We start from the raw sequence: 26,453 nt of genomic DNA, 5'->3' as shown, positions 1-26,453 counted from the left end.
CCTAATTCCTGATGTCCATGGCGCTGCGCAGGCCGTCCGAGAGAAGGTTGAAGCAGATCGAGACCGCGAAGATCATCGCGCCGGGAAGCGCGGCGACCCAGGGATTGACGTAGATCGCGGTGCGCAGCGTATTCAGCATCAGCCCCCATTCCGGCTCCGGCGGCTTGGTGCCGAGGCCAAGGAAGGAGAGGCCGGCGGCCAGGATCATCGAGACCGAGATCAGGCTGGTGGCATAGACGAAGATCGCGCCCAGCACGTTGCCCAGGATATGCACGCGCATGATGGTGATGGCACCGGCACCGGAGGCGCGCGCGGCCTCGACGAAATCCATGTTGCGCACGCCGGTGGTGACACTCTCGGCAACGCGGGTGATCTGCGGCACGAACACGATGGTCAGCGCCACGATGGAGTTGAGGATGCCGGCGCCGAGCGCGCCGGAGATCGCGATCGCGAGCAGCACCGACGGGAAAGCGTAGAACACGTCCACGGTGCGCATGATCGCGGTGTTGAGCTTGCCGCCGACATAGCCGGCAATGATGCCAAGCGAGGTGCCGATGCAGAAGGCAAGGATCACGGGCAGGATGCCGATGACCAGCGACAGCCGCCCGCCATAGATCAGCCGTGCCAGCATGTCGCGGCCGAGCTCGTCGGTGCCGAGCGGGTAGCCGACCGTGCCGATATGCCGAAGGCGGCGGATCATCGAGCCCTTGTAGGGGTCTTCCAGGCCGAGCCATGGCGCCAGGATCGCGGACAGGAAGATCAGCAGCAGCACCAGCGCGCAGGCCATGCTGACCTTGTCGCGCACGATGCGGCGGCCGACGGTGGCCCAATAGCCGCGCGCCTTGGTGGCGGGCGCGGCCTGCAGCGCGGCGTCGGCAGTGGCGGACAACGGAAGCTCGCTCATCGGCTAGCCCCGCTTGATGCGCGGATCGATCGCGGCTTGCGCGATATCGACCAGCAGATTGAGGAAGACGAAGAACAGCGCGAGGATCAGGATCGTGCCCTGCAGCAGCGGCAGGTCGCGCTGGAAGATCGCCGAGTTGAGCAGGAAGCCCGAGCCCGGCCAGGAGAACACGGTCTCGATCAGGATCGAGCCGCCGAGCATGTAGCCGAGCTGAAGCCCCATCACCGCGAGCGCGGTGGGCGCGGCGTTCTTGATGACGTGACGGAACACGCCGGTTTCGTGCAGGCCTTTTGCGCGCAGGGCCTCGACGAAGTCCTGGCTGAGGATGTCGCCGGTCAGCGCGCGCACGGTGCGGGTGACGATGCCCATCGGAATCACCGACGTGGTGATCGCCGGCAGCACGAGATATTTCAGGTGCGCCCAGTCCCACGCCCAGGAGTTGGAGCCGTTCGGTCCGGCGCCGACCGCGGGCAGCCAGTTCAGCTGCACCGAGAAGATGATGACCAGCACCATGCCGAGCCAGTAATGCGGCACCGAGACGCCGGCGATGGCAAAGGAGGTCGCGACCTTGTCGATCCAGGTCTCGCGGAAATAGCCCGCGATCAGGCCGAGCAGGATGCCCATGGTGAAGCCGATGATGGCGGCGGCAATCGCGAGCGTGACGGTGTTGCCGACCGCGCGCATGACCTCGGCGAGCACGGGGCGCCCCGTCGCGATGGAATTGCCGAGATCGCCATGAAGGGCACGGAGCAGCCAAAGCCCGAACTGCACCGGCAGCGGCCGGTCGAAGCCGTAGGCGGCGCGCAGCTGCGCCGCGAGCTCCTGCGAAGCGTCGGCCGGCAGCACGGCGACGAGCGGATCGCCCGGCGTGATGTGCACGAGCAGAAAGCACACCAGCGCGACGCTGATGACGTTCGGGACGACATAGACGATGCGTCTGGCGGTATAGGCGAGCACGTCGGATTCTTTCTTCCCTTCTCCCCTTGTGGGAGAAGGGAGTGACTACTAATGAGACATTTTACACATCTAAATCAAACACTTACTAAAGAACGTTGATCCGGGCGTCCCTTTAGTGTCCCAAGCGCGCTTCGCGGCTTATCTGTTCATAGCTCCTGGAGCCCGGACCTACCCGGATTGATCCACCAGCTCCTGACACGTCATAGTTGCGCGCTATGGCGACTCAAATCCCAGAGCCCTACTATGTCGCATTCATTGACGAGGCGGGCGATCCAGGACTGAAAAATGTGCGCCCAATTGATCCTGTGGGCGCCACGGAGTGGCTATGTCTGGGCGCGGTGCTCATTACCGCAAAGCGTGAACCCGAAGTAGCTAATTGGGTTCGGACGATCTTGTCTAAATCTGGATCTAGCCGCACCGACCTCCATTACAGACACTTGTCGGCCGCTCAGAAGCGAATCGCCTTGGAAGAGATGGCCGAGCTTCCGTTGCGCGGCTTTGTTCTTGCATCGAACAAGAAGAACATGCGCCGCCATCGGAACGAACGAGCGGAGCGCGCCGGAGCCCAGCAGTGGTTCTACAATTACTGTCTACGTCTGCTTTTGGAACGAGTGACTGACTTCTGTTATCAGCATGCGATCAAGGATCGCGCAAAAGATCGCTTCCTCAAGATCCTCTATAGCGAGCGGAGCGTCCACTCCTACCCGCAAACGGCTGCCTATCACGAGCTACTTAAGATGCAGGCAAAAGCTGGGGCTCTAGTCCTTCCGAAGCGCCGGATCATGTGGGAAGTACTCGACTGGCGGCTTGCACAGCCAGTCTCGCATATCGACAGCCCCGGTGCGCAGCTTGCCGACCTTGTAACCAGCGCCTTCTACCAGGCGGTGGACACGCTTCCACCAACGAAGTGGAGCAACGAATTCGCAAAACTGCTGGAGCCGATCATGGCTAAGGAGAACGGGTCGTGTATGGACTATGGCTTGGCTCTTCAGCCGACGCCGACGTGGAAGGCGAAGCTGAATGACAAGCAGAGAGAAATCTTCGAGTTCTATGGTTACAAGTTCTGGCCCTGAGGGGTGACACGCAAAACTATCAACGGGCCCGACTGTGTTGTAAGTGGTCGCCATCGAAGGTAGCATCAAGTGCATCTTCCCTTTTCGCGAGCGTTCAGCTCTTCGAGAGCTGGCTGTTGTACTCGGGGCTGACGCAAGAGACAAATAATCGGGGGCTGAAAACGTGACTATCCAATTGGGGCTCATCGAAGCCCATGAGCAAACTATCGGCAAGATCTTTAGCGACTCGTACGCATTTGAAATTCCGCCTTATCAACGGCCGTATGCGTGGGAAAAGGAGCAGGCTGTCGAACTGCTGACCGACCTGCTAGAGGCGATGGATAATACCGAGGTCAGTGGCGGCGTTTACTTTCTCGGCAGCGTAGTTCTGATCAAGTCTCCAGCAGATCCAAAGTCGCTGGTCGTCGACGGACAGCAAAGACTAACTACTCTAACAATCCTGATTAGTGTCCTTCGAGACCTGACCTCCAACGAGGAGGTTCGCATCGGGCGACGGAGTTTCGTCTTTCAGAAAGCAAACCCGGATAGCGGAACGGTTGACAGATATCGGCTGCTACTTCGTCCCCAAGATCGCGCGTTCTTCTCAAAGTTCGTTCAGGTTCCGGGAGCCACAAGCGAGCTGCCTGATCCCGCCAACCTGCAGGGCAGCCAACAACGCATTGCAGAAAACGCAGCCTATTTCAGGCAACAACTTGCGGCAATGAACGAAGAACGTCGAAACAAGTTAGTAGCGTTCATAATACAGCGCTGCTACGTCGTCGCCGTCGCGGTCCCGACCCCCGAGTCTGCTCGGCGCATCTTTCGGGTATTGAACGCTAGGGGCCTTGATCTTACTCCCACTGACATACTGAAGGCGGATTTACTTGACCGGGCAGGTCAAGCGCGAGAGCTAGATCTCGCCAGCCGCTGGGAGGCAATTGAGCAGCGCCTTGGTCGCGACAAGATGGTCGAGCTGTTCGGCCATATCAGAATGATCTTCGAAAGAGATAAGAGGAGCTTGCCAGCTAACTATCAAGCCATAGTAAGAAAAATTCTGGAGGAGAATAGCGCCGACTCGGACGCGCACCGGAAACGCCATAGCTTGTTTCGCAATGCGGACAAGGGCAAGGGTTTATGGTCCCTGGCTTGATGCACCCGCGCGAGCTGCTACTGGGTATTTGTACGGCCTTACTACTGGGCAAGCCGCCATCATCACGATCTTCGGCGGGGCAGCTGAGTGTGCCTCCTCCGACTCCGTCAGTATCAACCCGACTAGATCGGCTGCTGCTCCAATGCCAAGGTGAGCCTCCCAGTGATGGGAGGGGCGCCAGCAGGCCGCGTTGTCGATAGCGTCTTTCCCTCCATCCGATGGGACGATGTGGTGAGCCTCCGCGTAATTTTACTCGGACAGATGTCTCGAAGGTCGATGCGCGCAAACTCATGGAGAACATCTTGAGATGAACGACAAACGCCCTGATCTACCCTACGAGAAGGCTGCGGAGGAGACCGCCAAGACCATCGGCAAAGGGCTCGACCTTGTAAATCGCGCCGCACCGGCCATCGGCGACGCATATGGCTTTCTGATTGGTGACCGCATCCAAGAACAGCGAGCACGCAACGCCGACAAAATGGCACGAGAGACAAAACGAATTCTCGACGATAGAAATCTGAAGGAGACCTGCGCTCTGCCTGAAGACCTAGCTGATCCGTTGTTGGAAGCCGTCCAGCGCGAACCGCGTGAAGAAATACTGAGGCTTTATGCCGCTCTAGCAGCTAATGCGATGGACCCGAACCACGATGACGTTAGGCCTGAGTTCGTGGAAACGGTGCGGAAGTGGCAACCGATTGATGTCCGAGTGATGAACTTTGCTGTGGATCGTCGCAGCACCAGCATTCCCTATTTTTCGCCGGGCGACATGCACCAACCCGGCGTAAGAGAAAGCGCTATCCAGCTATCAATAGATCACTTGGTGGAACTGAAGTGCATGCGGCACAATCCGACCAACGGATACGTAATCTCGGCCTACGGAAGTGAAATCATGCTGGCAGTGAGCGAACAAACATAGCTCATGTGCAACCGCTACAGCATCACCACCACCAAGCCGCCATCCGCGTGGTCAGCCGCTACGTCGGCGGCGATGCGCTGGGGCATCAGTCATCACCACGCGGTAGCTTGGCGACAGCGCGACGAAACATGATTTCGATACACCGGACGCATATCAATTCGCCGTCCCCGTCCGGTGGCCGAAGGACGGTTAGCTCTTCTGGCGCGAACTCATCTTGGCAGTGATCGCAGTGGGGAAATTCGAGCATCCGGACATTTGCCCACGTACTTGTGGCGGAATTCGGTAGGCGCGACCAAGGAATTCGAAGCATGCCACTACCAAGTCGAGAACAAACGTTCGCGTTTCAAGATTGTCGGGAAATGCTCGACAAACTGCATCGAGAACTGGATCGATACCGGGAAGTCGCTGGGCACGATGAGACTGAACTAGTCTTGGAACGTGAGTCGTGATTCAAGGTCGGGATGATACCCGAAGCAAGAGAAGTCCACCTTTCGAGGAAAGATCGCAAGGTGCTTGAGGCGTGCTGTCGCTCACCGGTGACGTTGCAGCGCGATTTGAAGCGGGCGCGGATAGTTCTGTTGGCGGCGGATGGGCGCAGCACCCGGTCGATCGCCAAGGAAGTTGGGGTCCAGCCGCGGATTGTCAGCCTTTGGCGGCATCGCTATGCCGACCATGGCCTTGAAGGGCTGCAAGACAAGCCGCGGCCTGGCAAGCAGCCGATCTATACGAAGACGACCGACAAGCGGATTCTGAAGCTGCTGGATAAGCCGCCACCGCAAGGGTTTGCGCGCTGGACCGGCCCCCTGCTGGCCGAGGCGCTGGGCGATGTCGATGTCCAATATGTCTGGCGGTTCCTGCGCAGCCACAAGATTGACCTGGTGGCGCGCCCCGCCCCCCGACGACTACGCCGAATGCAATCGCTGAGCCGATCCATCCGAAGGCGATGCCGGTGATCCTGACGGCCGACGAAGAGCGCGACTTGTAGACGCGCGCGTTGTGGGATGAGGCGAAGGCGTTGCAGCGGCCGTTGCCGGACGACGTGCTACGGATCGTCATGCGCGGGGTCGACAAAGAGGACAAGGCGGCAGCATGAACGACGACACAAGCCTGAAATGACCCGCGATATCATCCAGCAAAACCTCGCCAGTCTTCACGGCGCCGAGGAGCAGTTGCGCCAGAAAGCGCACGGCATGATCGCCGCCGATGATCGGCTGCAATTGCATCTCGCGGTGACCGAAGCCGCGATGGACTTGGCCGACACGCTGCGGCAATTCAATTCGAGCGACGAAGACTTGAAGGTTGCGGTGGTGCTCGGGATGCGCACGTTCAATGCGTTCGCCGCCAGCATCAAGCTGACGCTTTCCGGATACCATCAAAACAGCGTACTAATCCTCCGCGACGTGATGGAAACTGTCTTCCTACTGGACTTGTTCGCTGGCGACCAATCGCTCATCGAGCGCTGGCGGTTCGCCGACAAAAAGGTGCGTAGGAACGAGTTCTCTCCGGTGAAGGTGCGCGAGGCGCTTGACACCCGCGATGGCTTCACATCGAAAAGACGCTTCGAGATGTACGAGTTGTTCTCCGAACTCGCCGGTCACCCCAACATGAAGTCCTCTTGGATGATGCGACCGCAAAAGGACGGCGATGCTGTGATCGGCCCGTTCATGGAAGCAACGTCGCTGGAGGCCGTCATCTCGGAAATGGGACGGCTCGCCGTGCAGGTCGGTGAACAGCTCGATCGATTTTTCCCCTCAGATTGGGGCAACCCGTCGCGTGTCGCCTTCGCCCAGCTAAAACGAGATTGGTTGAACCGCTTCTATCCGAACGCAGCGAGCGAACCGTAGGTCATGGTCTCGCAGCGGCGGCGTGATGCAAGCCCGGAGAGATGGTCGATGACGCCACCTGAAAGCCCGTTCCTGATCGACATCGGCGCGTCACTGTCCCTGACCCTGCACGAGGCCGCGAGCCGTCAAGTTGATGCGGCTATCGATGCCTTGCAGGCCGGGGACTACGACGTGGCACTCACGCTGGCGGGAGCGGCGGAGGGAATGATCGAGCGCACGGGCCATCACATGTTCGGCTGGCTGAAGCAACACCCCTGAAATGGACCCCGGTTTTGGGACCAGAGGCTAAGTTGGAAAAGGGCCGCTCCGTTTGATAGACGGAGGGCATGATGACGAAGAAGACACGACGGAAGATCGACGCGGCGTTGAAGGCAAAGATCGCGCTGGAAGCGGTGCGGGAGCAGGCGACGGTGGCCGATCTGGCCCAGCGCTATGAGGTTCACCCGAACCAGATCTATGCCTGGAAGAAGCAGCTGCTGGACCAGGCGGCCCGGGCTTTTGACGCGGGTGTCGGGCGCGAGAGCGAGGAAACGCGCGAACGCGAGATCGAGAAGCTGCACGCCAAGATTGGACAACTGACAGTCGAGCGCGATTTTTTAGCGCGGAGGTCCGGAAGATGAGCACGCCGGACCGTCGAGGAATGCTCGATCGCGCCGACCAGGCGCTGTCGATCCGCCGGCAATGCATGTTGCTTGGCATCGCCCGTTCTGGGGTCTACCGGCCGCCACAGCCGGCCAACGACAACGACCTTGCCCTGATGCAGCGGATCGACGAGCTGTTCACCGCCTGGCCATTCCTGGGCTCGCGGCGAATGACCGCGATGCTGAAGGCTGAGGGGCTTCAGGTCAATCGCAAGCGCGTGCAGCGGTTGATGCGCAAGATGGGCATCGCGGCGCTGGGACCGAAGCCGAACACGACAAAGCCGGCGCCGGGCCACAAGATCTATCCCTATCTGCTGCGCAACATGACGATCGACCGGCCGAACCAGGTGTGGGCGGCCGACATCACGTATCTGCCCATCGGCCGCGGCTTTCTCTATCTCGTCGCCATCATCGACTGGGCGAGCCGTGCGGTTCTGGCGTGGCGGTTGTCGAATACGATGGACGTCTCGTTCTGCGTGGCGGCTCTGGAAGAGGCGCTGGCGACGTACGGCACGCCGGAGATTTTCAACACCGACCAGGGCAGCCAGTTCACCAGCGTGGCCTTCACCGGCGCGTTGGTGGGCGCAGGGATCAAGATCTCCATGGATGGCCGCGGTCGTTGGATGGACAATGTCTTCATCGAGCGGCTGTGGCGGTCGCTCAAGCATGAGGACATCTATCTCAAGGGCTATGCCGACGGCCGCGAGGCCAAGGCAGGGATCGCGAGCTGGATCGCCTTCTACAACGATCGTCGCCTTCATCAGTCCCTCGGCTATCGCACGCCGATGGCGGTCTGGCGCGAACGGATGCAGGCCGCGCAGGCTGTGGACATGGTGGACAACGCTGACGCGTTGACCACATGCCCACAGCAATTCCAGCAGACAGAGTCTCTGGCTGCGTGATAGAAAGAGCTGGCCCCGGTTGTTTGGACAGCGCCCCGCTGGATTTAAGTGGATTCCTGCCGGGTTATGCTGAACGCGGGGCTTTACGGTTTTGTCGTTGCGTCGGGAGGGCGTAGCCCGACCAGAGCGACGACAAAACCGTCGGCGACGGTCATGCGGCCATCACCATAGCTTGCGTGCCGAAGTAAGCCTCGTCGGGCGTGCGCCCGTCAAGGCTCGAGTGAGGGCGTCCCTGATTGTAGAAGGCCAGATACTTGGCAATTGACGCTCGCGCCTCGGACACGCTGTCGTAGGCGCGGAGATAAACTTCTTCGTATTTGACCGTGCGCCAGAGCCGCTCGACAAACACGTTGTCGCGCCAGGCGCCCTTGCCGTCCATGCTGATGGCGATCTTCGCGTCCAGCAGCACATCGGTGAACTCGAGGCTGGTGAACTGGCTGCCCTGATCCGTGTTGAAAATCTCGGGCCTGCCGTGCTTCGCCAACGCCTCCTGGACCGCTTCGACGCAGAAGGCCGCCTCCATTGTGATCGAGACGCGATGGGCCAGGACCCGTCGGCTGAACACATCGACGACCGCCGCGAGATAGACGAAGCCACGCCGCATCGGAATGTAGGTGATGTCCATTGCCCACGCATGGTCGGGCCGCTCGATCTTCAATCCGCGCAACAGGTACGGGTAGATCTTGTGACCCGGAGCCGGCTTGCTCGTGTTCGGGCGACGATAGACCGCCTCGATCCGCATGCGCTTCATCAGCGTCGCGATGTGGCGGCGACCGGCGTATACGCCCTCCCGCCGCAGCAACGATCGCAGCATACGCGCTCCCGCGAAGGGATAATCGAGATGCAGCTCATCGAGCCGACGCATCAAGGCAAGGTCCTCGGCCGAAACTGGCCGAGGTTCATAGTAGACCGTGCTGCGAGCCAGCTTCAGGACCTTCGCCTGGCGCACGATAGAAAGATCATGACCGCGGTCGATCATCGCTTTGCGCTCAGCAGGCCCGCCTTGGTGAGCGCGCCGGACAAAAAATCGTTTTCCAACGCCAGCTCGCCGATCTTGGCATGTAACGCCTTCAAATCGACCGGCGTCTCGGCCGATGTCTTGTCATGCCCAAACACGCCGGCGGCGCCTTCCAGGAGCTGGTTTTTCCAGATCGTGATCTGGTTCGGATGAACATCAAACAGTTGCGCCAGCTCCGCCAGTGTCTTGTCGCCTTTGACCGCAGCCAAAGCAACCTTCGCCTTGAATGCCGGAGAATGCGTCCGGCGGCTCTTCTTCGTCATCTTCGCTCCTGATTCGCAGCAAGAATCCTCGCCGCTGTCAGGCAGAAAATCCACTCAAGCTACTGTCCGAATTTGCGGGGCCAGCTCTGAGACAGCGACGAGGTGGGTCGTCAGCGACAACTAGGCTGCCAGAGCATGCCTCCATTTTCTGATTTATTGGCAAAGAATAGGAAGCTTTCAGCTTGGGCTGCGGCCTCGGCCCTGGTTCCGTTTCTTGGAGCGCTGAGCTCGTTAGCTCCACCCTCGCATCCGATGACGCTTGCTGGGGTTACGTCTGTGGTGCAACTAGTCGTTCTTATTCTGACGTACCAAATTCTAAGTCCCCCAAGGAAGCGGATCGTCAATTCGGTTATGGTGTCTAGCTGCGGACTTTTGGCATTCGCATTACTGGCTTATGGAACTCTATTTCAGCTGCTAACGGTGACACTCCTTAATAGCTCGGAGCGGGTTGTCAGAGGCTTCATTTGCACGGAAATTGCGTTACACCAATTTCGCGGCAAATGCCCGCTGCTGAGTGGGTTCGAGCTGAATGAAATTCGTAACAGGCCAGAAGAACTTTGGACAGGAACTTCACTGGGCATTTCCCATGTTGTGCTCTTTACTCTGTGGCTAGCTATCTTTGTTGCATTGGCCATCTTCATCGGAAGTTTCGTGGCTTATGCGGCTGTCCGCAATAGGCCCAAATCAGCACCGCTATCGGCAGGCAAGTCCGCATCCGAATGGGCCTCCTCGGTCTTGGAGGACGTTGCCGTGAATGACAAAGCCGCTCGCGCGGTGGCAGGATCACAAGTGGAGGCATCGGTACTCGCAGCACCGATTTTCATCAGCCATTCGTCGAAGGACCGAGCGCACGTGTTGAGAGTTTGCAAGGCTTTGGAAGCACGCGGCCTTGTTTGCTGGATGTCCTTCCGCGACGTCAGCCCCGGCGACAATTTCCAGCAGGCCATCGTCCGCGCGATACGGGCAGCAAAGGTGATGGTGCTGGTTTTCACGGACAATGCGAACAGTTCGCGCGAGATTCAGAAGGAGCTGGCCCTCGCGAGCCAACTTGGGGTCACTGTGATTCCGGCCCGGGTCGAGAATGTCGACCCTTCGGAGGCGGCTCTAGTCTATGAGCTGTCAACACGCCAATGGATTGATTTGTTCGAAAACTGGGATGAGGGAATCGAGCGGCTCGTATTGGCCACAAATATCGGCGTCGCGGTTTCCGTCTCACCTGTGCGGTCGTCCCCAGCCTCGAACTAATTACGTTAAGGCCAAATTACGTCGAGGGGGTCCGTTTCTGGCCCATCGCGACACTACGGTGCGGGGCCGAATTTGGTCGCGACCGGGGCATACCGGACGTCGATAACCGCACCCTCCTGCTGTAACCTCGGCGGCGGCGTTCACCTTTAAGTCGAGCAGTTTGAAATTGGGTTGGTCGGGGCATACGCGCAGGGGCCCGGTTGGCGACATGGGACCCGCAGATTTCTCGGTTTCCCATTGACGAAATCATCTGCTGAAAAGTCGCCCCATGTCCGCCTGAGCGCGCTCGGCAAACCTGCGGAGACGCGAGCTTACTTGACTTTCAACACCCCTTCTCGCTCAAGAAAACGCGACGAATTTCCTCGAACTTTGCAGTTAGGTTACTCTTGGGAAATCGGATTTGTCCGAGGCCGTGAATGTTGGAAAACTCTTCGCAACCTTCCTCCAGGAGAATGATGGCCTTTCGAAAGCCAAGTCTTCCCTGAAAGAGCCCGACTTCGTGCACGACGTTTTCGCGTGCGCGCAACCTACCATCCGGCTGCTCATCTTCGGCGGTCATCACCAAGAAGGCGAAGCCCGTGCGGTCCAACATTTCCTCCAAACGATCAACGGTAGGCAGACCAGCTGTCGAAACTGCGTTGAACTCCTCCACCTCAAGAGCAAGGCGATCCTTGACGAACTCTTTGAGTTCGCGCCAAACGGGCGACCTCCCGTGCCCTATCATTATGTTGGCCCCCACGGGTCTGTTTAGAGGGAGTGCTTCCGAGACACTCGGAGGGGCTGCGTCGTCGGACCGCAACTCAAGCTCGTTCCTAAGGAGCAATAGGGCCTCCTGCAGCAACTCAACCGACCGTTCCTTACTGCGCTGCAGGCCTTGTCGTATGGTGTGCTCTGTGTAATCCTGCCAATCGAAGCGAGCGGCGTCTTTGTACCGATTGAACTCTACGGTGTCGGGGCCGAATGTTTGTGTCAATGCTATCTTGATTGTCTCAGACAGCCTTTCGGCTTTGCTCGTAACGTTATGAACTCCTCCACTTGCCGCAACGCCTGCTCTAGGCGCTTGATGCCTTGACGCATCCGGTCGGGCGCGAAGTCCATGTGTGAAGGCTGTTTGCGATTTCGAGATGCCATCTTGTTTCCTGTTCGGCTCTCTGAAGATTGGCAAGCTAACCCATTTTGCCATTGAGTAAAACATCTCCACCCACGGGATCAGACACCGTTGAGTTTCGATGCCGCCTCATTAGCCATCAATCCCTGAGAGGGCTTTTCCGCCGCGCGATGGCAGAGGAGTTGCAACGGGAGATATCGAGCTTTCGGTTTAGACGGCATCTACGACGAGTGCGGTACGCCGATAGGGTACGGCGGGCTAGGATGCTGGCTTCTTTTTGCTTCGCGAATTTTCGAGCCACTCGATCATGAATTGAGACACCACTGCTTCAAAGGTCTGGGTGTCGTTAGTGAAGGTGCGGTTGATACCGCCCCACACAATGTCGTAGGCGCCCTTGATGTCGCCAGGGTGGGCGGTTGTGTACTGGCCTATCCGAAAGTAGTCGTGGTAGTACTGCGCCATCGCGGGACCGACAGGCTTTCCATCTACCGTGATTGCATCACCGGTCCCACCCACCCGTGACAGCACGCGCACCATGCGGGAGTAGGCGTCTTTGACCGCCGCACTATCTGCCGGGGTCGGGGTAGGGAGCGGCACCCAAACGAGATAAAGCAAGATGCAGGTGACAAGGACCACTATGAGGGTCGTTCCGATTTTAGGGATAAGCGGTAGATCCGACATCCACGGAACGAGTTTTTGAATATTTTCAAACATGTACAGGCCCCTTGCGTGCGTTGCCGAGAGCGTCTGCCGAGCAATACTACCACGAGCGGGCAGCGGGCGGTCGAAAGGAGCCCGGTTGTCATTGACGAAATCACATGTTGTTTTTTTGAGTGGGGGCAGCGCGCATTTAATGCGATGGAAGGCCCAGCGCGACCTTATTGGGAGGAGCTCTCATGGCGGACTCCGATCACATCGCTCTGCTGAAGAAGGGGGTGGATGCCTGGAACGCGTGGTGGCGTGAGGAGGAGAACGACTACCTCACGGCGGATCTCCACGGGGCGATCCTCAGTGGGGCGATCCTCAGCGGGGCAATCCTCCGCCGGGCGGACCTCGGCCGGACGAACCTCTTCGAGGCGGACCTCAGCGGGGCGGACCTCAACCAGGCGTACCTCAGCGGGGCGGACTTCGGCCGGGCGGACCTCCACGGGGCAGACCTCACCGGGGCGGACCTCACCGGTGCGATCCTCACCGGGGCGGACCTCACCGGCGCGATCCTCAGCGGGGCCCACCTCCGTGGGGCGATCCTCACCGGGGCGAAACTCCGCGAGGCGGACCTCAGCGGGGCGATCCTCACCGGGGCGAAACTCCGCAAGGCGGACCTCAGAGGGGCGGACCTCACCTTGGCGGACCTCCGCGGGGCGGACCTCAATGAGGCAACTCTTGTCGGAGCTGACCTCGAGGCTGCGCAGCTGGTAGACACCGACTTTACGGGCGCAGATCTCACCAGCTGCCGTATATTCGGCATATCGGCGTGGCGTCTAAAACTGGACGGGGCTAAGCAGCAGAACTTGGTCATCAAACCTGAGGACGAGCCTCAGATTACGGTCGATAACATCGAGGTCGCGCAGTTCATCTACCTCATGCTTCATAACCAGAAGCTTCGTGACGTGATCGACACCATTACTTCCAAGGCGGTGCTGATCCTCGGTCGCTTTACAGATGAGCGGAAGGCAGTCCTCAACGCGCTACGTGAGGAACTGCGCAAGCGAAACTACCTGCCGATCCTATTTGACTTTGAGAAGCCTCGGAGCCTCGGTACAGACGAGACGATCACGCTGCTTGCTCGGATGGCGAGGTTCATTATTGCCGATATCTCTGATGCCAAAAGCGTGCTGCAGGAGCTGCGTGCAATTGTGCCGGACCTTCCCTCGGTGCCCGTGCAACCAATTATCCGCGTGAACCAGGAGGAACCAGGCATGTTCGACTTCTACCGGAACAGGCCGTCGTTTTTGACGGTCCACCGCTACGCCGATCAGGAGCAATTGCTTGCTGACCTCGGTGACAAGGTGATTCGCCCCGCAGAACTAAAGGTTCTGGAGCTTCGAGGTTGAGCCGCATACGAGCGGTACTGTCGTTAGAACGTCTACTGCTATTGACCCGCTGCCGCTCGGCGAGTGCCGAGAGATGGGGCCACCGACGCGCGCGCTTTCAACGCGCCGCTCTACCGGCTGAGCTATCTCGGCGAATTGTCCTTGGACCCCGTGCGGGACGAGGATCTCCAGAGCATCCTGGCGCGGGTGCTCAACGAGCAATTCCGCCTGATAGCCTCCCGGAAGTTGGTCAGGATTGAACAAGGTCACATGTGCACAGGTTCAGCCTCACCCGCCTGCCGCTGGTAGGCGGCGGGAAGCTGCTCGACGGGACGGAAGTGGTTTGGATCATAAAGGAGGACTGAGCATGACAAAATTAATTTATGATGTGGAGGGCAGTTCCTACACGCCGGGAGTGAGACATGGATAAGGAACCTCCGGTAAATTTTCGTGGGATAGAGCTCCCGCCAACCGAGCCTACAAATCGCGCAGGCCATCGGCACCAGCGTAGGCGACACCACGGCCGAGATCAGGATGGTGACCCACCCGATAGACTAGGTCGTATTCTCGACCGCTGGGGGCAGTTGAAGGTGCTCGGGCTTAACCTTGCGCGGCTGACCCCGGACTTGCGCAGCAAGTACGGCATCGTGGACGCCGTCAACGGCGTCCTGATCACCGGCGTCAATGCCACCGCAGGCGTCCTGATCACCAAGCAGGATGGCACCGCAGCGACACTTTCGGCTGGCGACGTGATCACCGATGTCTGGTCGTACAGCTCTGGGCGGGTCCCGGTCTCCATCCCCGCCCACGTCCAGAGGCTCAAGGGCAAGGAACAGCTAATATTCAGGGTCTCCAACGCCGACGGCGAATGGCGAATTGTTGTGCTGATCGAGCAGTAAAGTACGCAACCCGACGCCGACCTGCCCACGCTGCTTTGGCCGTCAGAAGCCAACAGAAGCGCTGAGAAGGCTAATTCCGCTATTTGGTCAGGCTTGATGCGGTTTCTCGCATCTCTTCGCGAGATACTGCGCCGAATATCGCCCGTGCTTGAAAGCATTCTGGTTGCCCTTTGGTGCACCGCTTCAAATCGCAAGATAACATACGAGTGAACAGTTTCATCCGTACGCATCCGGCGTAGGCCGCAGCCTCATACCGATTGGTCGCCGAAGCGCGGAAAGATAAACCTATGAAACAGACGTCTTGCCGGCTCGTCTCCGCCGGGCTTTAAGCTTGCCAACATGGCGAGATATTCGTCGGCAAATTGTCCGACCCGGTGATTTGCGCCCCTTTCAACAGTTAGCGGTTTTGGCTCTGGAAGGGTTGTCACTCTCAAAATGTCCAACGGGTATTCGCATGCCACCAAGCAGCGGACGGATGTGGCATTCGATTCGACTGTTATCGCTGTCGAGTGTGGAAGATTTTTTATGATCCACCCCCTCGCGCAGATACTCGTCGCACAATTCGGCGATGGTCATCTCCGCGCGTTCCCTCGCCCGGTCTAAGGCGACATCGTGGCCAAGCTCTGCCTTCGCCAGGATTTTCGCTGCTTCTTGGCGCGCTTGTTCAACGGCCATCTCAAGGACGACCACCGAATGCGCCGCAACCATCTAAGGGCCGCAACGGCGACCGCATCAACGCCGTTCTCGCCGCCGCCCGGCTAGAACTTCAGCCTGCTCCGCCACTGGTTCGCGAAACTTTTACGCGTCCTGCTATGGATCCTCTGTCGCCGCCTATCGCAACCACAACGGTGCTCAGAAACGTTCTTCACGAACGACGAACTACTTCGAGATATTGAGGAGTTGGGTAGCAAAAATGGCAGCAGGTCAGTAACGGGTCCGTTCTCGCGCCGATCTCGTTGCCTGGATTGCTTCTCTTTAATTGAAGTTTCCTGGACGAGCTACGGAAGGGCTCTAACTCTCTAACAAAGTGTATGTATTCAATTCGGTGGCCCTGTTGGCGACTGCTGCTGGTTGTGCAATTCCCCGCGGGTGACCGTTACCTCCATGGGGTTATCGTGGCCGTTCCGGAGGATTGTAAGAACAACTTTGGAGCCGACAGGACCACTAAGCCTTCCGATTACTTCGTCTTGCTTCAGCCCACGAATTCCTACTTTGTCAACCCGGGCAATTTTATCATTAGTTTCGAGACCAGCCTTCTCGGCTGGCGAGCGAGCTAAGACCTGCACTATTCTAATTAACTCGTCATCAGCAGCAAAGGTAATTCCAATGCCGCTCGGCTCCTCAAGAAAAAACTGTTTTCGCTGCTCTGCCGTCAACTTGCGTGGCGTTATGGAGCGGGCATAGTCAACTAGCGGTTGTCCCAATGCAAAGACAGGCCATACGCGGATTTCACTTCCGCTCCCAGCCGCCAGCAAGGTCCCATCCGGTGAAAACGCTACATTTGATCCTCCAAAATGGTGCCCCTCTAGAGAGAATTCAGTCAGCTTCATCCAAAGTGTACTCCAAAGCGTCACTTTTCCTTTGGCGCTGGTCGCCGCAATTTTCGCTCCGTCCGGAGAGAAAGCGACGCCCCAGGCCTGGGTATCAGCCTGAAGCCCTGCAACCTTCCTGCCAGTCGCAACATCCCACACGCTGATATCGCCCCAAATATTGGAAAAAGCCCCAGCCAATAGCATGCCATCGGGTGAAAAATGGACGGAAGTTAAACTCGGCGATTCTTGCTCGAATATCAGCCTCCAGGCCTCTCGCTCATCATTCACATGCCAAACTCTAATCGCCTTCCTCTCTGCAGTTGCGACAAGGTTGCCATTCTTTGAGAACTCGGCGTCACGGATTGCTTCGTCGCCACGAAACAAGAGCAGTTGCTTTCCAGTTGGGCTGTCCCACAATCTCGCTGTGCCGTCGTCTGATATGGTCAGAACAACTCTGCCGTCCGGCGAGAAGAGCCCTTTATTGATTCCGCCCTCGTGCCCCTTCAACTCAAAACGTTGAACCCCGTTGGACGCGTCCAGCATCCTAGCCAGGTTTCCACAAGTAGCTAATATCGTCTTTCCATCCGGAGAGAACACAGCTGATAGAACTTCCTCATCTGGAAGTGGAAAAACGAATAGCTCAAATGCCGTATCAACGTTCCACAAACGGATCGCGGAATCTTCAGAGGTCAGAATGCGCGCGCCGTCCGGAGAAAAGACGGCAGAATTGAAATCATCCTTAGGAGCGTTGATCGAACGAACTGTTCCGCTGCGGCGGTCCCATACCGCAACATTCTTACCGGAGAACGTCAAAAGCTTAGTTCCATCCTTTGAAAATTCCGAATGCCCCCCACGCATTAGAACGCGGGATTCTGAAGGGTGAGCGAGGTCCCAAAGTCGAACGGTTTTGTCTAGAGAAGCAGTCGCGATTTGCGGGCTATTCGGGGAAGCATCGACTCGCGTGATCGAGGAGGAATGGCCAGCAAGCGTTGCAATCGCTTTTCCCGTTAACCCATTCCAAATATGTGCCCAACGATCGTGCGTGGTAATCAGGAGCCCGCTCGGCAAAAACGCCATCGGCCCGATCGCCATCGACCCGATCGCCTCTTCTTTGACCTTGACCTCAGCAAGCTTTTTCCACCCTTGTACATTCCAAATTATCGCTAAACCTCCTGAGTCTGCAGTGGCGAGACGACTTCCGTCCGAAGAAAAGGCAACTGACGAAATCGAACTCCACCTCTTGTGTCCCTTCAATTCTGCTACTTTAGACCCGGTGCGCCCGTCGAGAACTCGAAGTCCGTCGTCACTGGAAATCAAGAGAAAACGCCCGTCAGGCGAAAACGACCCGCCTGCGAATCGCGCGGATATTTTGGCAAGCTCTACACCGCTCTTGCGGTCATAGAGCCAAGCAGTATCTCCATAGGTTGTCACCGCGCGTGACCCATCCGGCGAAATCGCAACCGCTCCGCCACAGGATGAGTTTTTGCCCGGTAGCTGCGGCAACTCGCGATAGTTCTGCATGTCCCACACGCGAAACGTCTGATCGCAAGAAGAAGTAATTAAGACATTCCCGTCTGCTGAAAATGCCGCTCCTCTGATATTGTCAGTGTGGCCCCTCAGCGTTGCAAGACTGGCGCCGGTATTTAAGTCCCATACCACTATGTCAGGTGTGGCTGAAATTCCGAAGCGGCCGTCTGGAGAGACAGCACGGTAAATTGAGTCGCCAGCCGACCGCTCACCACGATCGACGGCAAAAGCCTTAACCAACTCCCCAGTTGCTACGTCGTACCATCGTGCCGACCCATCTGTTAGGACGATGAGAACGCGCTTGCCATCCCTTGAAAACGAGACAAGTGCGACATTGTGGGAGTATGGTCCAAATTCGCGCCTCTCCCGTAGGCTTCCGACGGCCGTGTACAGAGCCTGTTCGGCCTCTGGGACAAACGGCCTCTGCAAGTCGCTGTTTTTATCAGGCAGCGCTTCGAGTGCTAATGCTATTGCACTGCCATGATCGTTCGCCGCTTGCTGTTGTCGAGACAGATCAGCCAGAAACAGCGATCGCGTGCGTAGGGCTTTGTCTCGCTGTGCTTCCGCCTCTGCCTTTTGCGCTTCGGCTTCGGTCTTCGCCAGCTCAGCGTTTTTAGCCGAAGCGAGGGCAGCACGCTGGGCGACCTGGGCGGCAGATTGTGCATTTCTTGCCGCGTTCCACTGCGTCGCGGCGATTCCCGCAGCACCGAGCGCGAGGATGGCAACAATTGCCGCCGCGATCCCGAACCGACGAGTAAGCCGCTCGAATCGACGCTCCCGGGCAATGCGAGTAGCTTCGGCAGCTTTGCGCTGGGTATCGGCCTCAACTGAGGCGGCGATGTATTCGTAAAGGGGCTTGTCGAGATCGTCGCCGAAGGCAGATTGCAAGGCCATGGCTTCATCGAGTGGAAATCCACTTGGTATGAGTAGATCGGGTCGCTTACTATGTTCGCGCCAGTTGTGCTCGTCCTGCTCCAACGGCTTCAGCCGAGTGTAGTTGGCCCGATCTTCCTCAATTAGGCGAGTCGCCCGGCGCCAATCGGTGAAAAGGGCTTCGTGAGCTACACGTAGGCGTGCAACGCTGCCAATCGCAGTCGGCTTACTGCCAAGCGCTGCCGGAACTGCAGGACGCACTTCCTCCGCAACAAAGAGCCGCACCGCAACAAAAGTGTCTATCAACCTCCGTTCTGGTGTCCCGAAAGCAAACTGGTTGAGGAGCGCCGGTCGCGCGGAGATCTGTCCCTCGCCGCCCTCCCGCACTAGTCGGCGGAGAATTCGCCGCAGATGCTGTTCATCAAGCGCGCCGGTCCTCCCGAGCTCTCTGAAGGTTCGCTCGGCTTGGCGACCGATCGCTCCCTTGAGACCGCCAAGATCATCATAGACGGCAAGCCGCATCAGACCCTGTTCCTGGTCGCGAAGCTGAAATAGCCGATCGAGTGTAAACGAGAGAAGAGGCAGGGCTCCGGGCTGGTTCGCATCGCTCGCAAGTTCCTCAACGAGGTCGCGGCCGTTGCTGTCGCGCTCATATGCTAACCTCGCCAGCCGCGCTGGCTCCTCGATAATTTCGCTGATTTCGGTCTCCGACGGGGGCGCAAGGTCGTATGACGCACCGCTTTCCTTCAGTGCCCTCAGCGCCGGAATTGCTTGGGCTGCGGCATAGTAATCGCTGCGCATCGTCGCAAGAATGACTAGCCCCTCTGCTCGAGCCATTGCACTGAGAAGCGCGAATAATCGGTCGCGCTCCTCAGGTACCAAAATCGTAAAAGCCTCCTCGAGCTGATCGACGAAAAGAATAAACGCGGTACGTGGTGGTGTCGGCAGCCCTTGCTCATTGCCCAGCTTTTGAGCCCACCGCAGTTGCGCCTGCAAGAGCACTCGCGTGGCGACATCTGGTTGTCCGGCGAGGACGTTGGCGAGCACGTGTCCTTCACCAAAATCACCCTCCCGAAGTTCAGCGAGGGTCTCTTGGTGGCCATCAAGCAATAAACGCGCAAGACCATCGAACAGGCCGCCGGCAGATGAGCCCACAAAGGCACCAGGTCTGAGTGTGACCGCTCGGACAGCGTCTATGCCAACTAGTTCACCCGGACACAAAAGTCGGGGCAGAAGGCCAGCGCGCACCATCGAGGATTTGCCCGATCCGCTCGGCCCGAGTACGAGGAGGAATGCAGAGGCTCCCTTCGATAGCATTACCGATAGTCGGGCGTGGGCCTGCCGGATGGCCCGCTTGCGGCCGAAAAAAATATCCTGGTGACGTGCCTCGTAGGCGTCGAGGCCGCGGAAAGGCGAGCCCTTGGTCTCGACGTTCCATACCGCCGGCTCAAGGCGTTGGCGAAGCCAGCTGTTGATGTCCCGGCGAAAATCTCGGGCAAAAGCTGCGACCCCGTCGTAGCTCCGGTAAGCGGCGAGATAACGGCCCTCCTCGCTGTGGAACCAACGGTTGAAGAAGCCTTGGAGGCCACGGTACTGGCTTTTTTGGAAATCAAGCTCTGACGGATCAACGGCGGGCAGCTTACCTTGCCTACGATAGACAAGAATGTCTGGAACGTCTTCGTTCCGAGCTCGATCGAGCGCGATCTCGAACTCGTATTCGCTGCCTGTGCGCGGGCTGCCGTCGTCTCGGTTGAACGATTGCGGAAGCTCTAGGCCAAGCCGCGACCAAAAGATTGAGACAACAAGATCGGAATTCGCCGGGCTGTCGATTTGATCCTGAAAGGTCTTGGAAGCACTGTAATAGCGGTCCTCCCAACGGGTGACCGCAAATCGCACGCGGCCGTCATGCGCCGCTTCGATTTCTTCGAGAATGCGTTTCGCAGCAGCCCTCTCAGCGGCCACGTCCGACGGTGAGGAAACAAAAACTCGGATGGGCCTGTTGATATAGTTATCGCTCAATTTCTCCAACTGCTTAGGCCCTCCATTTTCCAGCTATGATAGCCCACGAACGAAAACAACGACCTGTAGATCTATCAACTGATGTAGCGCGTCTAAGGCTTGCCGTTGCTGGGGACTGCACTAGAACTAGAGGTTTTTGCTATAGTGCCCAGACTCGAACATTCTTCCCATCACCTGCAATCGCCCAAGTACCTGACCGGGAAATACCGACAGACAATTCGCGTGTGGCAGGCTGTCCAAAGAGCAAAGAAGAAATGGACTTTATCCCGGTGGGTGTGGCGCTTCGAGTTACAATGCGGCCCGACTCGTCGGCAATGAACGCAAAATGAGGCGAAACCGCTGTTTGACTTTTTTCGATGCCTAACCTCGATAAAATCGTGCCTGATGTGATGTCAAGCAACGCAATTCCGCCGTCGTACGCCAAGACTACAACATTTCCTCCAACATCTTGGATAATCGCCTCAGCGTTGTTTCTTCTCGAATGACTGATAAATAGCGTTCCCATGGATCTAATCAGTTTAGTTAAGCACATGACCTAGGTGCTTTGAGGAACCCTAAGACCTTTTCGATATCTGGAACTCCTTGCTCACCACCATATATACGCTCGTCGGCCTCCAAAAATTGCGAATTCTTTTGAGAAAATCTGAAGGTGCCTTCCACCCCATTTGAACCACCGCTAACCCCCGGTACCCCCTCCCTCATAGCGCCGGATGTCCGCTATCGATCTCGCCTGCGGCTCTAAAGGATGGCACGTCAAAGTCTCGGCAGTTTCTTCCGGCGTCCCTCCGAGACATGCCAGAGAAAGCCTTCTGGTGCCCAGAACAGGTCTGTAGTGGGGTGTCAGTTTCGCACGATGGGGGAAACTGGCCGTAGAACCGCCTGCCAGCGACTCGCTAAGGCCGCCAGAGAGCGCTGCAAAAAGCCAGCGCCTCCGGTCCACCGTCGCGATATCGATCATACAAGCGGTAAAACGTGGCACGGGGTATGCCAAGCTTGTCCAGCGTGCGTTTGGCCGGCAAATGCGATTGCTCGACCAGCCGGATGATCTCGGCCTTCTCGGATGCAGGGTATCTCATGCCTCGTCTTCCCCATCCCCGCTCATGCTTTTTTTAAGCAGGTTCTCCAGGGTGAGATCGGCCACGACCTCCTTCAAGGCGGAGGCCCTTCACCTCGCCGGACGTTGTGGCCCGCGCCGTGTCCCCCGCCAACCGACGCTTGCCGGCCTCCAGGAACTCCTTGGGCCAGCCCTAATACGTCGAGGCGGCGATGCCTTCCCGGCGGCAAAGCTCCGAGATGTTCTCCTCGCCACGCAGTCCTTCCAGCACAATGCGGATCTTCTCTTCCGCCGAGTTGCCGGCGGGTCTGACGCCGAATGTCCTTCACCACTCGTTCGGGCGGCGCTTTATCCGGCCCGGATTTCTGCTTCATCTTCGCTCCTTGCGGCTACGATGAACCAGAAATCCTCCCTCCATGAAGTCCCTCAGCTTGTCTCATAGGTGCTGACGGGGAACAATTTCCGTGTTCGAAGAGCGGCTTCAGCGCATTTCGATCGAACCTAACATGAGCTTACCGCAATCGATCCAATCGCCCCATCCAGAGGAACGCACGATCTACCAACAAGAGGTGGAACTGGGCCGGTACCCAGAGAACGAGGCCCAGGAGGCCAATCGAGATCCGGCTTACATGCTCACGAACCCAAGGGGAGGCTAGCGGGACGGCCAAAGCAATAGCAGCCAGAAGGGCCCAGCCATTCACGGTAACCATAAACTGTGACGGGTCACCGATGTTGAAGAGCCAAGCGCCGATCAGCGCGCCTCCGACGATGGTCAGCAGCAACGTCCCGAGGAGGACAACACGGGACTGCGACCAAATCCGGAACATCCGGCTGCCGGCACTCCGCAGTAACCGCACGAGACGCTTATAGCTGGCGTCCGTCGTATTGGCGTCTCGGAGCACGCGCTCGATAGCCAGGAAATTCCAATCGCCAGCTCTGTGCGCATCTGTCGGCAGAGCCTCGACCTTAGGCAGATAGTGCTCGGTCATACGGTAGCCGCTCGTCATCAGAGCGAACGCTTCAACGTCGGAGAAGCTGTCCAGGTCGGTACGGATGCCGGCGAGCAGTTCCTGCACCTCTTTGCGGATGCCGTACTCAGTGAGTGGCTCGTGTTCCTGCATTGAGGTGTCGGGCGGCTCCTCGCAACCGATCCAGTCGACCGGCACGACGTCAAGGTCCTGCTTGAGGTGGATGAACATCGCACCCTTGAGCAAGCCGCCCTGCTGCATCGCATTAAGGTGGGCATACTGTTCCTGCCGTACGCGTTGCATGAGGACGGAGTTGCTGCGCATCAAGGGCGCCACTGTGCCTCCGCCGGGATCCACAGCAAGTGCCGTCTGTCCTGAAGCATCGCTCACGAGAACAACACTGCAATCCTGTTCGATGAGGCCCGCGAGCCCTTGGTTGTCGTGCACGCCCCCGTCGACATGGCGCACAACGAGCGGCTCCGCCTTCTTGCCTTTCTCCTCGAGCTCGTAGAGGCCATCGAGCCTGACCGGCTCAAAAAGGCCGGGCACACAGGCGGAAGCGACCACCGCCTGCCCGAGCTGGATCGCACGGTGCGCTGGTGGTGCTTCGTCGTGGTACACCCTGCGGAGCCGGTTGGTGCCATCGGCATTGGGATCGATCGCCCAGGGCGACTCGCCCATGAAGCTCGCTGTGTATTGCCAGGCATGTCCCGTGTTGAGGGTCGTGGCGTTCAAGATCAACACCGGGACCTTAGCCTTCCGACGCCAGTTGTGGATTTTTGGATCGAAGTTCTCGCCGGCGTCCTTCGGTCGGATTCGCAAGTCCTTCAGGAGCAGCCGACTATCCGGCCTCCGCTCCTTTGTCGCATCCGCCCATACCTTCGTGAAGAGCTGGCTTTCGAGGAGCTCGCCAAGCCGGACTGTGCGCGTGTAGGTGCGGCTAACGGTCGAGCGCAGAAGCGGAAGCGGATCGGCGAACACGCGCATCCGTATGTTCGTCTGCACCCCCGCGAGAAAATCCCTGGCTACGCGCTGCACGACACCGATGAAGATCAGGCGTATCTCGTCCTCGCTCAGGCTCTCGACCTTCGTTGTCTCAAGTGTCTCGCGCAGCTGCAGGTAATAGTGGGCGCCGATGATCGAGCCGCCGGAGACACACGAGAGCACCTCGACCCGGCGCAGAACATCGAGCTCGGCCAACTTTGCAAGAACGCCTATATGGAAGAGCGAAGCGCGAAAGCCTCCACCCGAAAGAGCCAAGCCCACTTTGCCGATGAACGCGCTTTCCCGTGCGGCGGGCGAGTCGAGGAATGCATCGAGCACTTTGGCCGCTTTCGCCACCGCCGGGTCGTCAGGTGACGGCTTGCCACGGTGCTGGAGCTGATTGAGCGTTGCGAGCTGCGTGGCAGTGCTCCTCAATTCCCAGTCGGGGACATCAGGGACGGCTTTCGCGTCCAACAGCCAGCGCTCGGCCTCATCTTCCCGGCCAAGCCCGAACAGTGCTTCGGCGACCGTGACAAGGTACCACCAGTCTGTTTTGAGCTTCGGGTTCGTGTCCCGTAACAGCGTGAGCTGCTTGACGATCGCCTTGCGGATTTCCGTCGCCTCGGCCCGGCGCCTCTCGATCAAAGGCGCCCCGTCGGCCATTTCGATGTCGGCGAGTTGGTCTAGGACGAATGCAGCATTGATCGCCGTGTAGCCAGAATCCTTCTCCGGACCGACATCGTAGCCACGGCGGTAGTAATGGTATGAGCGTTCGAGCTGGTCCTTCTGGCCGGTAGCCTTCCAGCGGCGCTTGTGTATGGCACCAGCGATGCCGAGAGTCTCCTGATCAGTGGTGTTCGCGAGGTCCAAAGATGCATCGAGAATAGCGAGCGCCCGGTCGAGCGCCTGCAGGACGGGTAGATCCGGGTCCTTGTAGGTGCACACCGCGTGCTGCTGCGCGAACCAGGTGCGAAGTGCAGCAGTCGGGACGTCTGCCTTCCGGACTTTTGCCAAGACCCGCCGCGCCCAACCGAACCTGTCCTCGCTCTTAAGGCGCTTGACGAGGTCTTTGGCCGGTTCGGGCGTGAGCGCAGCACCCTTGAGGTAGTCCTTGGCTTCGCGAACGACAGAGCGGGTCAGGATGAACCGCCCCTCAAAGCCAGCATTCACAGCTAGTTCCCGGAATTGGGCGGTCGCATCGCTCCCCGGTCTCGCTGATCCCTCCCAGACGACCGCCGCGACAAGCCGATGCGGGGCGCCTGTCTGGGCGAGCGTCTGTGCCTCGTGGATGATGGCTTCATTCGCAGCGGCATACGCGGCCTCCTCGCTGCCGGCCTTTCCTGAAAGCACAACGAGGTCGCCGGCCTCCGCTGCAGCCGCAATGAGGCGGTCAAACAGCGGACCCCAGTCGCCTGGGCGGTCAGTGACCGAGCTATCCCGGAATCGATCTGGCGGGAATGGCAGAACAATCCGTCGCCGCAGACCGAGGCGCTCCGCCTCCTCGAGCGCGACGAGGTCAGCGCCGCAAGCGGCCGAACAGACGACCGCCACCGCGTGTTCCTTGTCGAGCAGGTCGGCGAGCCGTCGGCGCACAGTTGGCAAAGCCTGCAACGGGAAGCGTGACGGGTTGGCATCGGCCGCATCGACCCGTCGTCCGGCGAGGGCTACTACCGCACTGTCTCTGAGGCGACTGTGGTCCGGCATCGTCGACACCATGGTGTCACACGGTGGCAGCTTACTACAGCCCCGTCCCGTAAGTGGACCGCTTTTAGGGTGTTTCCTTTGGAACAGCGAGTCGAAGAATGAGACAGCGAAACACTTTGAACAAGTTCGCATTTACGAACAGCGACTTATCCGTTTCCGTTCCGGACCAAGTGTTTCTTTGCTTGGTCCCAGCATACTGCGGCATAACATCGTGACCAAGAGCCAGACCGTGCATGAGCCGCTTCAGGAACCATAATCGGGAAAATCCGGCACCCGGTAGTTGGATAGCGTGCGATGCGACGTGTCGATCGAGCTTAAAGAAGGAAGCCGATCTGCCGGAATGGCAAAGCCGCAATCGAGACGCTGAAGCGTGCTGAAGTCCTTGGCGAGGCGCTCGCGGCGGCTTAGGGCTCACATGGGTACAGCGAAGGTCGATCTCAAGTCCGAATAAATTGTCCCTGAGTGCCCCATCTATAGCCGCTGACTGCGATAGGCCTTCCTCCGCCATACGGAAGTCTGATGCTGCTCGTCGAGTACCAATACAGGGGGGCGATGTGGCATCAGCGCAATGGACGCGACTGGACACTCGAGGCCTTCCTTACTTCTGAGGGCCGGGGCACGCACCGGCAAGTCAACTGATCAGAGGCCCAAAGCAACTCTGCAAGTCAGGCGTGGTGCCAGCGCCGTCTGGGTCGCGTCTGACCGTCGGCGAGGATCATGCTGCTTTCCAGTCCCCTCAGTTTTGGCGCAGCTCGACGCAGGCCTCCATCGCCGGTGGCACGTAGTTCGGGTGCCAGGTTGTGGGATGTTGAAGTCGAAGGCCGGCCGCTCCTCGCGCTGCTGATTGCCATTTCCCGCGA

18 protein-coding genes, 1 tRNA gene and 3 pseudogenes are annotated in these 26,453 nt (G+C 58.7%); 11 read left to right on the top strand and 11 right to left on the bottom strand.

The window, feature by feature from the left end:
* Position 1 precedes the first annotated feature (1 nt).
* Both ACFLEY_RS07345 and ACFLEY_RS07340 read right to left on the bottom strand, forming a co-directional pair.
* The gene (locus tag ACFLEY_RS07345) at positions 2–904 is read right to left on the bottom strand and encodes an ABC transporter permease (RefSeq protein ID WP_060908927.1); all 903 of its coding nucleotides are present in this window, start codon (positions 902–904) and stop codon (positions 2–4) included.
* Positions 905–907: 3 nt separating this feature from the next.
* Positions 908–1,861 (bottom strand): ABC transporter permease, encoded by a 954-nt coding sequence (locus ACFLEY_RS07340; protein WP_060908928.1) that lies wholly within the window; start codon positions 1,859–1,861, stop codon positions 908–910.
* A 215-nt stretch (positions 1,862–2,076) separates the two neighbouring features.
* Here ACFLEY_RS07340 and ACFLEY_RS07335 point away from each other — a divergent pair, with 215 nt between their 5' ends.
* The 8 genes and pseudogenes from ACFLEY_RS07335 to ACFLEY_RS07300 all read left to right on the top strand — a co-directional run bounded on the left by ACFLEY_RS07335 (position 2,077) and on the right by ACFLEY_RS07300 (position 8,366).
* Positions 2,077–2,934 carry a DUF3800 domain-containing protein gene (locus ACFLEY_RS07335; RefSeq protein ID WP_060910477.1) on the top strand — a complete coding sequence of 286 codons (858 nt, stop codon included), beginning with the start codon at positions 2,077–2,079 and terminating at the stop codon, positions 2,932–2,934.
* Positions 2,935–3,097: 163 nt separating this feature from the next.
* Positions 3,098–4,063 (top strand): DUF262 domain-containing protein, encoded by a 966-nt coding sequence (locus ACFLEY_RS07330; protein ID WP_211433555.1) that lies wholly within the window; start codon positions 3,098–3,100, stop codon positions 4,061–4,063.
* Positions 4,064–4,370: 307 nt separating this feature from the next.
* Entirely contained in the window at positions 4,371–4,979 is a 609-nt protein-coding gene (locus ACFLEY_RS07325; RefSeq protein ID WP_060910480.1) for a hypothetical protein, read from the top strand.
* Positions 4,980–5,440: 461 nt separating this feature from the next.
* Positions 5,441–5,866: pseudogene (locus ACFLEY_RS07320) on the top strand (IS630-like element ISRj1 family transposase); the annotation flags it as partial.
* An 11-nt stretch (positions 5,867–5,877) separates the two neighbouring features.
* A pseudogene (locus tag ACFLEY_RS07315) lies at positions 5,878–6,072 on the top strand (SOS response-associated peptidase); the annotation flags it as partial.
* Positions 6,073–6,091: 19 nt separating this feature from the next.
* Positions 6,092–6,823 (top strand): hypothetical protein, encoded by a 732-nt coding sequence (locus ACFLEY_RS07310; protein WP_060910482.1) that lies wholly within the window; start codon positions 6,092–6,094, stop codon positions 6,821–6,823.
* Positions 6,824–6,871: 48 nt separating this feature from the next.
* On the top strand, positions 6,872–7,081 hold the full coding sequence (locus tag ACFLEY_RS07305) for a hypothetical protein (protein ID WP_211434616.1): 210 nt from the start codon (positions 6,872–6,874) through the stop codon (positions 7,079–7,081).
* A gap of 71 nt (positions 7,082–7,152) precedes the next feature.
* Positions 7,153–8,366, top strand: a protein-coding gene (locus ACFLEY_RS07300) for an IS3 family transposase (RefSeq protein ID WP_244433177.1) whose coding sequence is annotated in 2 segments (ribosomal slippage) — positions 7,153–7,429 and positions 7,429–8,366 — 1,215 coding nt in all. Because the reading frame shifts where the segments join, the coding sequence is not laid out codon by codon here.
* Positions 8,367–8,517: 151 nt separating this feature from the next.
* On the opposite strand, the gene ACFLEY_RS07295 is transcribed toward ACFLEY_RS07300, so the two are convergent.
* Positions 8,518–9,647 (bottom strand): IS3-like element ISRj2 family transposase gene (locus ACFLEY_RS07295; protein ID WP_129557324.1). Its coding sequence is split into 2 segments (ribosomal slippage): positions 8,518–9,395 and positions 9,395–9,647, totalling 1,131 coding nucleotides; the frame shifts between segments, so codons are not numbered across the junction.
* Between the two features lie 750 nt (positions 9,648–10,397).
* Between ACFLEY_RS07295 and ACFLEY_RS07290 the strand changes: the two genes are divergently transcribed.
* A complete protein-coding gene (locus ACFLEY_RS07290; protein ID WP_396604585.1) occupies positions 10,398–10,892 on the top strand; it encodes a toll/interleukin-1 receptor domain-containing protein in 495 nt (164 codons plus the stop codon).
* A gap of 322 nt (positions 10,893–11,214) precedes the next feature.
* Here the strand turns inward: ACFLEY_RS07290 and ACFLEY_RS07285 are convergent, their stop codons facing one another.
* Together ACFLEY_RS07285 and ACFLEY_RS07280 are read right to left on the bottom strand one after the other, a co-directional pair.
* Positions 11,215–12,075 (bottom strand): TIR domain-containing protein, encoded by an 861-nt coding sequence (locus ACFLEY_RS07285; protein ID WP_396604584.1) that lies wholly within the window; start codon positions 12,073–12,075, stop codon positions 11,215–11,217.
* 183 nt (positions 12,076–12,258) lie between these two features.
* Positions 12,259–12,714: a hypothetical protein gene (locus ACFLEY_RS07280; protein ID WP_396604583.1), complete on the bottom strand. Its 456-nt coding sequence runs from the start codon at positions 12,712–12,714 to the stop codon at positions 12,259–12,261.
* 182 nt (positions 12,715–12,896) lie between these two features.
* Here ACFLEY_RS07280 and ACFLEY_RS07275 point away from each other — a divergent pair, with 182 nt between their 5' ends.
* Positions 12,897–14,054: a pentapeptide repeat-containing protein gene (locus ACFLEY_RS07275; protein WP_396604582.1), complete on the top strand. Its 1,158-nt coding sequence runs from the start codon at positions 12,897–12,899 to the stop codon at positions 14,052–14,054.
* 64 nt (positions 14,055–14,118) lie between these two features.
* On the opposite strand, the gene ACFLEY_RS07270 is transcribed toward ACFLEY_RS07275, so the two are convergent.
* Positions 14,119–14,186, bottom strand: a tRNA-Phe gene (locus ACFLEY_RS07270).
* 431 nt (positions 14,187–14,617) lie between these two features.
* Here ACFLEY_RS07270 and ACFLEY_RS07265 point away from each other — a divergent pair.
* The gene (locus ACFLEY_RS07265) at positions 14,618–14,932 is read left to right on the top strand and encodes a hypothetical protein (protein WP_396604581.1); all 315 of its coding nucleotides are present in this window, start codon (positions 14,618–14,620) and stop codon (positions 14,930–14,932) included.
* A 390-nt stretch (positions 14,933–15,322) separates the two neighbouring features.
* On the opposite strand, the gene ACFLEY_RS07260 is transcribed toward ACFLEY_RS07265, so the two are convergent.
* The 5 genes and pseudogenes from ACFLEY_RS07260 to ACFLEY_RS07240 form a co-directional block, all read right to left on the bottom strand.
* Positions 15,323–15,640 carry a hypothetical protein gene (locus ACFLEY_RS07260; RefSeq protein ID WP_396604580.1) on the bottom strand — a complete coding sequence of 106 codons (318 nt, stop codon included), beginning with the start codon at positions 15,638–15,640 and terminating at the stop codon, positions 15,323–15,325.
* Positions 15,641–15,969: 329 nt separating this feature from the next.
* Positions 15,970–20,883 carry a PDZ domain-containing protein gene (locus tag ACFLEY_RS07255; protein ID WP_396604579.1) on the bottom strand — a complete coding sequence of 1,638 codons (4,914 nt, stop codon included), beginning with the start codon at positions 20,881–20,883 and terminating at the stop codon, positions 15,970–15,972.
* Positions 20,884–21,022: 139 nt separating this feature from the next.
* Positions 21,023–21,388: a hypothetical protein gene (locus tag ACFLEY_RS07250; RefSeq protein ID WP_396604578.1), complete on the bottom strand. Its 366-nt coding sequence runs from the start codon at positions 21,386–21,388 to the stop codon at positions 21,023–21,025.
* Positions 21,389–21,806: 418 nt separating this feature from the next.
* Positions 21,807–22,311 (bottom strand): annotated as a pseudogene (locus tag ACFLEY_RS07245) (helix-turn-helix domain-containing protein); the annotation flags it as partial.
* 138 nt (positions 22,312–22,449) lie between these two features.
* Entirely contained in the window at positions 22,450–25,605 is a 3,156-nt protein-coding gene (locus tag ACFLEY_RS07240) for a tetratricopeptide repeat-containing protein (RefSeq protein WP_396604577.1), read from the bottom strand.
* Positions 25,606–26,453 lie beyond the last annotated feature (848 nt).

This window comes from Bradyrhizobium sp. YCK136 (assembly GCF_044570075.1).
GTDB lineage: Bacteria > Pseudomonadota > Alphaproteobacteria > Rhizobiales > Xanthobacteraceae > Bradyrhizobium > Bradyrhizobium diazoefficiens.
Note: the sequence above shows the minus strand (reverse complement) of the source record. Positions and strands in the feature narration are given on the sequence as shown.